The organism is Protofrankia sp. CiP3, assembly GCF_917627345.1.
Taxonomy (GTDB): domain Bacteria; phylum Actinomycetota; class Actinomycetes; order Frankiales; family Frankiaceae; genus Protofrankia.
The window spans coordinates 1-10,080 of the sequence record NZ_CAKJTM010000031.1 but is presented as its reverse complement, the minus strand read 5'-3'; the positions used below and the strand labels follow the sequence as shown (position 1 = coordinate 10,080).

General features: G+C 69.7%; 7 protein-coding genes and 1 pseudogene. 7 read left to right on the top strand and 1 reads right to left on the bottom strand.

Annotation, left to right across the window (positions count from 1 at the left end; translation table 11 throughout):
- The 5 genes from MJ797_RS13055 to MJ797_RS13035 all read left to right on the top strand — a co-directional run.
- A partial coding sequence (locus MJ797_RS13055; protein ID WP_239334609.1) for a transposase occupies positions 1–607 on the top strand: 607 nt, incomplete at its 5' end.
- A 359-nt stretch (positions 608–966) separates the two neighbouring features.
- Positions 967–2,784, top strand: a complete 1,818-nt coding sequence (locus tag MJ797_RS13050; protein ID WP_239334608.1) for an Hsp70 family protein — start codon at positions 967–969, stop codon at positions 2,782–2,784.
- A 24-nt stretch (positions 2,785–2,808) separates the two neighbouring features.
- Positions 2,809–4,119: a hypothetical protein gene (locus tag MJ797_RS13045; RefSeq protein WP_239334607.1), complete on the top strand. Its 1,311-nt coding sequence runs from the start codon at positions 2,809–2,811 to the stop codon at positions 4,117–4,119.
- Entirely contained in the window at positions 4,119–5,366 is a 1,248-nt protein-coding gene (locus MJ797_RS13040) for a hypothetical protein (protein ID WP_239334606.1), read from the top strand. The genes MJ797_RS13045 and MJ797_RS13040 overlap by 1 nt, the downstream gene beginning before the upstream one ends.
- A gap of 22 nt (positions 5,367–5,388) precedes the next feature.
- Positions 5,389–6,609 (top strand): patatin-like phospholipase family protein, encoded by a 1,221-nt coding sequence (locus MJ797_RS13035; RefSeq protein WP_239334605.1) that lies wholly within the window; start codon positions 5,389–5,391, stop codon positions 6,607–6,609.
- A 71-nt stretch (positions 6,610–6,680) separates the two neighbouring features.
- On the opposite strand, the gene MJ797_RS13030 is transcribed toward MJ797_RS13035, so the two are convergent.
- Entirely contained in the window at positions 6,681–7,748 is a 1,068-nt protein-coding gene (locus tag MJ797_RS13030; RefSeq protein ID WP_239334604.1) for an integrase core domain-containing protein, read from the bottom strand.
- Positions 7,749–7,900: 152 nt separating this feature from the next.
- On the opposite strand from MJ797_RS13030, the pseudogene MJ797_RS13025 reads away from it, so the two are divergent.
- Together MJ797_RS13025 and MJ797_RS13020 are read left to right on the top strand one after the other, a co-directional pair.
- A pseudogene (locus MJ797_RS13025) lies at positions 7,901–8,808 on the top strand (transposase); the annotation flags it as partial.
- An 89-nt stretch (positions 8,809–8,897) separates the two neighbouring features.
- A partial coding sequence (locus MJ797_RS13020; RefSeq protein ID WP_374582110.1) for an IS256 family transposase occupies positions 8,898–10,080 on the top strand: 1,183 nt, incomplete at its 3' end.

The window sequence follows — 10,080 nt, the reverse complement described above, 5'->3', positions numbered from 1 at the left end:
GGACACCTCGCTGTGGAGCGACGACGTGTGGGTCCTCGACTCCACCCCCGTCGGCTGCGGCTGCTCGCGGGAGACCGTCATGCGTTCCGACCTGGCCGGGTGGGCCCAGTACGGTTCCTGTGCGTCGCACTCGCGGTATTGGTGGGGCCTGCGCCTGCACCTGGTATGCACGCTCGGCGGGCTGCCGATCCTGTTCGCGCTCACCGGCGCGAAGGCCGACGAGCGCGAGACGCTGCTGGACATGCTGGATGCCACACCCACGATCGTTGCTACCCATCCCCGTCACACGATTATCGGGGACACGAACTACTTCGGCCGCGCTTTCGAGCATGATCTCACCGAACGTGACCTGAGGTTGCTGCGTCCGGCTCGCGCGGGGGAGCCCGAGCGGGCTGGAGCACAGCTGTTCACGCCGTTGCGGCAGGTGATCGAATCGATCAACCAGACCTTCACGGGCCAGCGTGACCTGGAGCGACACGGTGGCCGCACGCCGGCCGGCGTGGCGGTCCGGGTGCTATCGCGAATCCTGGCGTTGACTGCGGCGATCTGGCTCAACGACAAGACCGGCCAGCCCGTCAAAAGATCTCTGGTCGCTTACGACCACTGACGGTGACGCCATCCCTTGGACTCAACCATGGCGAAATCAAGCGGTCATGGCGACGCATGCCGTTCTAGCAGATCGTTAAATATTTCTACCGGCTTTCGCCAGCCCAGCGTCTCACGGGGTCTGTCGGCGGGCTCAGCCACGCCCGTGATATAGACGCCTCGTGGCCCGCCAGGCGTTACCTAATCCGCCGTACGTCTGTCGCGCTCCGTGCTAGCTTACGTGGTGGGAGACATTCAGTGGGGCGCTGCAAGGGGGAGCGGTTAGGTGTACGCAGTCAGTCATATCTTCATGCGCGGCTTCCGGCCGGCCATGAGCCGGTACCGAGGTCGCCCGATCCACTGTGCCGGAACGGTCGTGTGATGGCCGGGCCGTGGCAGGTTGTGGCGGCCATCGATTTCGGAACCCATGGTACCGGCTGGGCTTGGGCGACCGTTGACGCCGTCAACGAGGACCCCGGCCGGCGGATCGTCAACCTCAAGGGCGACCACAAGGGCGCCCGCGTCACGACGCCGAAGAATCTCTCCGCGCTCTACTTCGAGAAGGGCGCGGTAGTCGCGCGCGGGTTCGAGGCCCGCCGGCGCTGGGCGCGGTCCCGCAGCCACGGTGAGGGCAGTGTCGATCTTAATGGTCGCGGCGATGTGGGTTACGCCTACGCGTTCAAGATGATGCTTAAGCCGGACGTCTACGGCGGTGCGGTGCCACGTGGCGAGGGCTCGGTACGGCTCGAGAGCCCGGCCGACGCACGGCGGCTCATCGTCGAGTATCTGCGCGCCGTCTACGAAGAAGCCATCGAGGACATCCGCAAGCGGGAGTACCGCCCGGAGCACATCCGCTGGTGCCTCACCGTGCCGGCGATCTGGGACGACGCCGACAAGCAGCTGATGCGCAAGGCCGCCGTCGAGGCCGGGCTGCCCGATGACGAGAACCGCCTGCTGCTCGCCATCGAGCCCGAGGCCGCCGCGCTGTATTGCGCCATCAAGAACACCCATGTGCTCGGTGCGGACGATGAACGGGAGCTGCTCGCCCTTACCGGCGACATCCGGGGCGTGTCCCGGTTTATGGTGGTCGACTGTGGCGGCGGCACGATCGACATCACCGCGTACAAGGTCACCCGAGCGCCCGACGGTAACGCCCGGCTCAGCGAGATTGGCCAGCCCGACGGCGGCAAGTTCGGCTCCGAGTACACCAACGCGGCGCTCATCGACGACTTCCTGGCCAGCCGGCTCGGCGTCGGTGTCGTCGAGAAGGCCAAGAAGGACCTCCCGGGCGACCTGCTGGACCTGCAGGACCAGTGGGAGGGTGAGAAGGCGAACTTCGCGGTCGAGATCGAGGACGGCCGGCCGCGGATCGTCGAGCCTTTACTGTTCAATATCCGAGGCACGTTGTGGGGCCTGATCAGCGAGTCCGCCCGCCGGTCGCTCGCTGCCGACTACGGCGACGACTACGGCCTGCGCGTGCCTGCGGAAGAGGTCCAGAAAATTTTCGACGGGGTCGTTGACCCGATGCTCGACGTCATCCGCCGTCAGCTGCGCACGATCGCCCAGAAGGACGGCCCGCCAGATGGCCCCGAACTGCTGATCATGGTCGGCGGTTTCAGCCGCTCCGAGTACCTCCAGGCGCGCATCGAGGCCGAATTCGGCTCCCAGACCCGGCTGCTGCTCGCCGAGGACCCGGGAGTTGCCGTGCTCGAAGGCGCGGTACACTACTGCTACAATCCGAGCGTCATCCGCGCCCGTACCGCGAAATACACCGTGGGCTTCGCGGTGGTGAAGCTGTTTCGGCACGGGACCGACCCGGTGGAGTCGCAGGTCCCTGACGACGACGGCGAGCTGTACTGCGCGACGCGCTTCGAGCGGCTCGTCGCCCGGGGGAAGAGCGTCGAGGTCGATTTCAGCCGGCGGTTGCCCGTATCGCCGCTCACCCGGACGCAGTCTTCCCTGTCCGCGACGTTCTACGCCACGCCTAACGAGGACTACCCGGACTGGGTGGACGACTCGACCAGCAAGATACTAGGCAAGGTCGAGGTTGATCTCAGCGAGTCCGTCGGTCGGCCGGTCGAGGAACGTGGCGTCGAGATCTACATCTACTTCGGCAGCACCGAGACCCGCGTACGTGCCGTGAACCCGCGGACGGGCAAAGAGGTCGAGGCCGCCTTCGATATCGACTATGTGCGGTGACGCGCGACGGCGGCGATAATCATCATGGGATTCTTCGGTGGCAAGGGCCGGGACCACGAGCACGACGGCGAGCAGCAATCTTTGGCCGTGCTCAGGAACCAGCGCAGGATCATCCAGCAGCAGGTCGACGAATACGATCGGCAGCTCACGGAGGCGAGGGACCAGGGCGACGAGCCGACGGTCCAGGCGATCGAACAGTTGATCCGCCCGCTACGGGACCAGCTCGCTGGGTGCCAGGCGGAGCTGGACCGGCGTGCGGTTTCGGCTAGCTCACCGTCGGCGTCGTCCGAGTCGGGCGCCGACAGCACGGTCGCCGATCTGACAAAAGAGGTCCGCGACTTGAAGCGGCAGGCCCGCACGCTGACGGACGAGGTCAACGGCCTCGCGAGGCGGCTTGTGGAGCAGGGCAGGGCCCTTGATGAGCAGGACAAGACGATCGACGGCCTCAAAAAGGTCATCGGCCGGCAGGACGGCGCTGCCGCGCGCCGCGACCTCGCAGGCCTGCGCACCTATGTCGAGCAGCAGGTCGCCGCGCTCGGCGCCCATCTTGTGGGCGCACAGGGCATCGCGACCGACGGCGGCGTCTACGCGGCGCTGGCCCGGGAGACCAGCCCGCTGCGCCACCGGATCGGCCAGCTGGAGGACGGCCAGAAGACGCTGATCGCCCACATCCTTGATCTGGCAAGGCAGGAGGCGGAGCAGCTCGCGAAGGCAGAGGTGGAGCTGGTCCGGACAGGCCTCGCAGAGCTTGACGCCAGCTGGGCGAACCTGCGGGCCGAACGTGTCCGGGCCGACTCATCCCAGGTCCGCGCGACCGACGCGGTGCACACGGCACTCGCGGCGGAGCTCGCGAGCCTGGCCAAGCAGCGGGCCAGAAACCTGGCGCTCGGGGTCAACCCGGCGGACCCGGGCGCGGATCTCGCGCAGTTCCGCGCCTGGGTCGTGCGCAACGTTCTGATTGGCTGCTTCGCCGGCCCGATGGTCAACGAGGACCAGGTCCGCGTGGCCCTCTACGGCTCCCCGGAGCACGGTTCGGCGGACGCGGACCAGGCCGCCGGGCTACGCCGGTTCGTCGACGCGGCCAAGAAGCTACGCGCGAAGATCGCCGCGGCCGAACGGCAGGCCGATTTCGACTTCGACCTGCCGACGGAGGGCGCCTCGATCAGTCAGTACGACGTGTGGCCACCCAGCGTCGACGACGCCGCCCCGGACTTCGTCGTCGTACCCGCCTACCGCGTGGCCGGCCACACGTTCGGCCTGCCAGTCGTGTTCACCCGGTCGCCGGCCACCGGGCCAGCGCAGACGCCCGCCGGCCATGACGGTCGGGCAAGCTGATGTCGCTGCTCCACAAAGCGCTGGGCGCCGTCATGGACCGGGTGCCGGTCGCCGGCGGGCGGATGGTCAAGGAGCTCTCCCAGTCCATCGAACGCACCTCCGGCGTGGTCGAAAAGAAGCGCAGGTTGGGGTTCTTCGGGCGTATAGCGGAGACAGTCACGGGAAAGCTGCAGACGGCGGTCGCTGGTGACCTGGTGCGCCACCAGCGGGAAATCGTCATACAGCTCGACCAGATCCGCGCGCACGGCATCAACGTCGACCTGTCCATCGCCCGGGTGAGCGGCCACCTGCGCCAAGTGCAGTACGGCGTCGACCACGCGATCAGCCTCAGCACCCGCAACGCTGCCGACCTACGAGAGCTCGGCCTGTTGACGGGTCACCTCGCCGGTCTGGTCGGTGTCTGCCAAGACCGGCTGGACGCCCACGACATGATGCTCGCCGAGCATGCCGCGGTGCTGCGCGACCACGCGGCGCGGCTCGCCGCGCACGCGGCCTCGCTCGCCCAGCAGGACGCGATCCTGCGCGAGCACGCCACGCTCCTCGACGTCCACGGCAGAGTGCTCATCGAACACGACGCCCGCCTCAACGCACTGGAGTTCCGGACCATGGTGACGGACTTCCGCAAGGCGGGAGAGGACGCCGTCACGAACGCCATCCTGCGCTGGCGCGACGGGGAGACCTACACCGATCTGCCTTGGACTCTGCAGGTCCTGCTGCTCGGCCAGGAGATCGCCGCCGGTCCGGCGGGGGCCTACGAACTGCTCGCCCCGATGCCCGTCGTCGGCGGGCCGCGCGCGCCCTCCGGGCCGCCAGGCGATCCCCGACGATTCCAGAAGATCCTCACCGACCGGATCCTGCGCGCCGACGGCGGCTGGGAAGGCCCGAAGCCACTCGCCGAGCTGCTCATCGAGGCCGTGGCCGCGCTCGCGGTCCGCGACGACCGCGAGATGGTCGCGGAGATCCTCGGTATCGGCTTGGTGCCCGCGCTCGCCCCGGTCACCCGAGGGCCGCTGACCGACGCGTTCGCGCTCGCGCTCGACCAAGTCGTGCGGGAGGTCGCGGACGACCTGGGTCGCGACCAGGCGGCCGGGGTGGTCCGGCATGCCACCGCCTCCCGCTACGTGCACCTTCCCAGCCGGATGACGGCGAAGGCCTTCGCCGAGCTGGCGGTGGCGGAACAGGCGTCCTCCGCGCTCGCGGAACGGGCCCGGCTGTGGGTGCCGGGCGGGCCGCCGCCGGCGTTGTAGACCGAAGCGAGGGGGACGCGACATGGCCGAGGAGCCGATATCGGCGGACGAGATCGCTCGCCGGGCGCGGGAGCTCTCGGCGCACGCGGGGCGCCGGTCGACCGAGACCAGCCCGCCGCCACGCCCGCTGCCGCGCGGGCTGCGCAGCCCGGCCGACCTGTTCCGGGCGCAGGGTGTCCAGGACCCACGTAAGCTGCCGATCGCGCTCGTGCTCGCCGGTGGCGGCGCCCGGGGCGCCTACCAGGCTGGCGTCGCTCGGTACCTGGCGGAGGAGCGCGTTCCGGTGCATGCGATCTCCGGGGCGAGCATCGGGGCACTTAACGGCGCGATCCTCGCCTCGGCGCCAACGCTGGCCGGCGGCGCGGACAGCCTGCTGGCCGCCTGGACGCATGTGGCGCGCCAGGCCGGCCGGCCGGCCCGCCGGGCGGCCTCGCCCGACGACCCGGCCGGCGGAGCGCTCGGCGACGTGCCCATCGTCGAGGAGACGACCCTGGAGCAGCTGGTCAACCTGTGGCCCCGGCTGCGCGGCCCGATCTTCCAGCGCGGCTTCCTCGACGACCTGCTCACCCGGTACGTCGACCTGGGCGCGTTGGCGCTGGGCCGGTTGCCGCTGTTCGTCTCGGTGTTCCCGTCGGTCGAGCCGTCCCGGGGCAGTCTCGAGGCGCTGCTGCCGATAAAGCGCCGTGACGGCCCCGACCACGGCATGCTGCATCCCCGGTTCGGCTGGGTGTTCGACGTCGTGCGGGGCGTCGTGCAGGGGCGCGCGGCAGCCCGCTGGGTGCTGGTCAGCTCGCTGGCCCGCGAGCAGATCCCGGACACGCTGCTGGCCAGCGCTGCGGTGCCGGTGGTGCTTCCGCCGCGCCGGGTCGGCGGAGAGGTGCTGCGGGACGGTGGAATCGGCGACAATCTGCCGATTGGCGCGCTTTACCAGCTCGCTAGGGTACGTCGCGTGGTCGTCGTCCACCTCAAGCCCTATCCGCTGTTCAACCCGGACGAGTTCCCCGGCCTAGACCTCATCGAGATCATGCCGAGTCGCCCGCTGGACCCCGGCGGGCCACTGAGCTGGGGATCTGGGCTGCTCGACTTCTCCTCGGACCGGGTCCACGCGCTCTACGAACTCGGCTACGCCGATGCGCGCGAGCAGCTCGGCCGGGTCTGGTGGCACGAGGCCGTGGAGCTGCTGGCCGCCTTCACCGAGGAGTTCCGCCGCGACGCCGTCGCCGAGCTGGACGAGCCCCGCTGACGGCTCGCCGGTCGCCGATGAGGCGAGCCTGTGGGGTGTCAGAACTCGGCCACCGGCGTTGACCTGGGCTTTTATGCGGCTCGTTCGTACTCGTTGATCAGGCCGCCGATGACGGACTGACGCTTGATCTGTTTCTTGGTCAGGTCCGCGACGGGGTGGTCCGGCCGTGGTGGTTGAAGACCGCGGCCACGGTGGGGGTGTCGCCCATTGTAGTGCCGTGCGTACTCGGCCAAGACAACGCGCAGGTGCCGCTCACCGAAGATCAGCATCCGGTCGGTGACCTCGGTCCGGACCGTGCGGACGAACCGTTCCGCGTAGGCGTTCGTCCGCGGGGTCCGGGGTGGGATCGTGACGGTGGTGATGCCGGCGTCGGCGAGGACCGCGTCGAAGGATGCGGTGAACTGGCCGGCGCGGTCACGGACCAGGAACCGGAAGGCGGCCGCCCGGTCACCGAGGTCCATGAGAAGGTTCCGGGCTTGGTGGGTGGTCCACGATCCGTCCGGGCGGGCGGTGACCCCGAGGACATGGACGGTGCGGGAACCGACCTCGATGGCACAGAAGCAGGACAGACGCCGTAGCGTCACCGCGCAGTCCACGTGGAAGACGTCGACGGCCAGCATGGTCGAGGCCTGCGTACGCAGGAACTGCCGCCCTGTCGTGTCGGTCTGCCGTTTTGGAGCCGGTGGCAGCCCGAGGGTCGTCAGGACCCGGCGGATCGTGGAGGCGCTCACCTGGTGGCCGAGCGTGAGGATCTCGCCCTGGATCCGCTGGTAGCCCCCCGTCGGGTTCTCGGTCGCGAGTCGCCTGATCAGTGTGGCGATCTCCGGGCTGATCGGTGGCCGGCCCATCCGCCGCGGGTGGGTCCATGTCCGTGTGACCAGACGGCGGTGCCATCGCAGGACGGTGCCGGGAGTGACCAGCCGGTGGGCTCGCAGTGCCCCGGGCAGGAGCCGGATCAGGGCGGCGAGGACCGCCCGGTCCGCCCCGTCCCACCGCGGCGTGGGCTGGGTGCGGCGCAGCACCGCGACCTCATGCCGCAGCACCAGCACCTCGATGTCCGTCGACGCCGACGAACGACCGAGGAGAACCAACCAGCCACACACCCGCACGAAGATCAGATAGAGCAGGCGTACGGACATAGCTGACCATCATGCAGCCGGCCCCGCGCCGGCGCATCACCCCAGCTCACGGGGTGTCCATTCACGGGTGTGCCGGGGTAGCCCGCTGACCTTGGGGTTTGCGTTGCGGGGACTGGCTGTGGTCGTTGCTTGATCCTGGTGGTTGGGCGTGGATGATCAGGGCTGTGGCTGAGTCGTCCGCGTCGTCGTGGGAGTCGCGTCTCGCGGCTGCCGAGACGCGGATCGGGGAACTGTCCGCGGGGCAGGCCGCGTCGGCGGCGGCGAACGAGCGGTTGGCGTCGGTCAATGAGCGGTTGCGTCGGGTCGTGGAGGACTCGGCCGCGCGGCATGAGGTGGAGCTTGGCGTGGTGCGCGCCGAGCGGGACCGGGCCGTGCGGCGGGTCGAGGAACTTGAGCTCGAACTCGCCGAGCTGCGTCGGCGGTTGTCGATGGACAGTACGAACTCCTCTGTGCCGCCGTCGAAGGAGCCGATCGCGGCCAGGGAGAAGCGGAAGGCCGAGCGGCGGGCGTCCTCGGAGCGGGGGTCCGGTCGAAGGAGAAGAAGCCGGGCGGGCAGCCGGGTCATCCGGGGGCGGGGCTGGTGCGGGAGGAGACGCCGGACCGGTCGTTATCGGCGGACCCGCCGTCGGAATGCTCGTCCTGCGCGGCGGATCTGTCCGGCGCGGGGGTGCTGGCGGACGACGGGTGGGCGCAGGTCTGGGACCTGCTCGACCCGGTGCTGGAGAAGGTCGAGTGGGCGCTGCCGCGGCGCCGGTGCGCGTGCTGCCGGAAGGTCACCACCGCGCCGGTGCCCGGGGTGCGGCACGCGGCGGCGGGCGGCGTGTCCTACGGGCCCAGGCTGCACGGCGCGGCGGTGCTGCTCGCCTCGGAGGCGAACGTGCCGGTCGAGCGGGCCGCGATGGTGATCGACGCGCTGCTCGGGGTGCCGGTCTCGTCCGGGTTCGTCGCCCGCGCGAACGAACGGCTCGCGCAGGATCTTCAGGCTGCCGGGTTCGACGAGGCGATGACGGCCGCGCTGCGCGCCGAGCCGGTGCTGTGCGGGGACGAGTCGCCGGTGAACGGGACGTGTCAGATGCTCTGTGTAATGGAGTGGATGCCTAGAGTGCCGCTACAGGTGCGACAGAGCACCTGAGACGAAGGAGATCGTAAATGCCGAAAGTAGTCGGACAGGGACGCGAAGTCGAGGACCCGGCGGTGGTGGTACCGGCGCAGGCACGCGGGGGCCTGGTGCTGCCGGACGGGGTGGAGGAGGAGCTCGCGGCGGCGCTGGTGGCCCAGGCCCGGGCGGGCGGGCCGGAGCTGAAGCTGACCGGGCCGGGCGGCCTGCTGACCGGGCTGATCAAACAGGTGCTGGAGCGGGGCCTGGCCGCCGAGCTCGACGAGCACCTGGGCTACGGGAAGGGCCACGCGGCTGGTCGTGGTGTGCCGAACTCCCGCAACGGCAGCACCCGGAAGACGGTGCTGACCGAGGTCGGCCCGGTCGAGCTCGAGGTGCCCCGGGACCGGGCGGGCACGTTCGCCCCGGCGCTGGTCCCGAAGGGCGACCGCCGGGTAGGGGGCCTGTCGGACACCGTGATTTCCCTGTACGCGGGCGGGATGACGGTCCGGGACATCGGCCACCACCTGGCGCGGACGGTCGGGGTGGAGCTGTCCCACGACACGATCTCGAGGATCACCGACGAGGTCCTCGACGACGTGAAGGCCTGGCAGCACCGGCCGTTGGACGAGGTCTACCCGGTGGTGTTCGTCGACGCGCTGGTGGTGAAGGTCCGTGACGGCGGCGCGGTCCGGAACAAGGCCGTGCACCTGGCCGTCGGGGTCGACCTGGACGGCGTCAAGCACGTGCTCGGGATCTGGGTCGAGCAGGTCGAGGCCGCGCGGCACTGGGCGCAGGTGATGGCCGAGCTGCGCAACCGGGGCGTGCGCGACATCCTGATCGTGTGCTGCGACGGGCTGACCGGCCTGCCCGAGGCGATCGGCAACGCCTACGGCAGGACCACGGTGCAGACGTGTGTCGTGCACCTGATCCGGGCGGCGTTGCGGTACGTTTCCTACGCGGACCGCAAGAAGGTAGCCGCGGCGATGCGGCCTATCTCCGCGGCGGCGAACCTCGACGCCGCGGAGGCCGCGTTGCTGGAGTTCGGCGAGTCCGAGTTCGGCCGGAAGCACCCGGCGGCGGTGGCGGTGTGGGAACGCGCCTGGGAACAGTTCGTCCCGTTCCTGGAGTTCACCCCGAACCTGCGCAGGATCCTCTACACGACGAACGCGATCGAGAGTTTCACCTTCCAAATCCGGAAGATCATCAAGAATCGTGGGGCGGAATCAAGCGGTC